Genomic DNA, 1258 nt, shown 5'->3' with positions numbered 1-1258 from the left:
ATCCCGGCCCGCTGCACCCTAGCAGTACTGAAAGACCCACAAGAACTGCCAATCTCCGTAAACCTCGATATGACATGGTGGTCTCTCCTCTCCCGCGGTAACAACCGGACCGCGTAAGACAGAGATAACATGTCCGTGATGGACCGTCTGTGAACCGGGCCACACAAGCAGCTCCCGCCCGTACACGCAGCGTCAGAGAAACCTGCGCTCGCGGAACCCGGCAAACTTACGCAAAGAAAGGCACGTTTCCCGCCATCTTCAGGCAGGCAAGGTAAGCTGCAGTCAGGAAAGCAAAGACGCCAGGTTCTGCTGATCAGGAGACAAGCGGTGTCAGGCAATCGCTGGCATCAAGATCCTGAACCGGGTCCGACGGCCCGCATTCTTCGCCACTGATAGGATAGGTATCGGGTGCGGTACAGGCTGCAAGCAGCAGCTGCAGGGATACAAGTGAAAGGACGATAAAACGCGCGGGTGTCATGACAAGCTCCTGCTTTGAAAGTTCAGCTGCAGAATGCCTGCTCCGGCACGGCCGGGAATTGATGCAGGTCAACGCCCGCCCATGACCTTGCGGAAGGCGTTCCCTGTCAAAAACTGCCCATGACAGGGAAGAATTGGCAACCCGGCCCTATCCCAAAGGATGTCAAAACGGCGAACATTTCTTTCTGACCGCCCGCTCCAGATTCTTGACCTGTTTGCTGGCCCGTCCGCGGGGGTTCAGGGCATCAGCTTCGGCCTGGCGGTCGATGCCGTCTGTCCAGGAAAGGAACAGCAGCGTTTTGATGTCTTGATCCAAGATGTCATCGGCCAGCTTGTAGGTGCAGGTGCACAGATTCATTCCAAGCCCGTCTCCCTGCATCCGGGCGGCAAGTGCCTTGCAGGTTTCTTCGGCGCCAGGAGCCGCAGAGGCTGAAGCTGCTGCAGCGACGGCCAGCGAAGCAAAGGAAAGTGTTTTCATAAGGCGACCCGAACGTCCTTAAAGAAAACCCCCGGCCCTTTCCGGAGCCGGGGGCTGCTGTGCCCCAGCCTTGCCGGGACACAGTGCAATGGTCAAGCGGCTGCGATCAGCGCTTCAGGATCGAACGGCCTGCGTATTCGGCCACTTCACCCAGCATTTCCTCGATCCGGATCAGCTGGTTGTACTTGGCGAGCCGGTCGGAGCGCGCCAGTGAGCCGGTTTTGATCTGGCCGCAGTTGGTGGCAACCGCGAGGTCGGCAATGGTGGCATCCTCGGTCTCGCCAGAGCGGTGCGACATCACGT

General features: G+C 58.9%; 2 protein-coding genes and 1 pseudogene. All 3 read right to left on the bottom strand.

Features of this window, described 5'->3' with window-relative positions; genetic code table 11:
• Nucleotides 1–313 precede the first annotated feature (313 nt).
• On the bottom strand, nucleotides 314–478 hold the full coding sequence (locus A2I95_RS39425) for a hypothetical protein (RefSeq protein WP_169730805.1): 165 nt from the start codon (nucleotides 476–478) through the stop codon (nucleotides 314–316).
• A gap of 162 nt (nucleotides 479–640) precedes the next feature.
• Nucleotides 641–955 (bottom strand): hypothetical protein, encoded by a 315-nt coding sequence (locus tag A2I95_RS39420; protein WP_291737801.1) that lies wholly within the window; start codon nucleotides 953–955, stop codon nucleotides 641–643.
• Nucleotides 956–1061: 106 nt separating this feature from the next.
• Nucleotides 1062–1258, bottom strand: a pseudogene (eno, locus tag A2I95_RS39415) (phosphopyruvate hydratase); the annotation flags it as partial.

Source organism: Leisingera sp. F5 (assembly GCF_001593695.1).
Note: the sequence above shows the minus strand (reverse complement) of the source record. Positions and strands in the feature narration are given on the sequence as shown.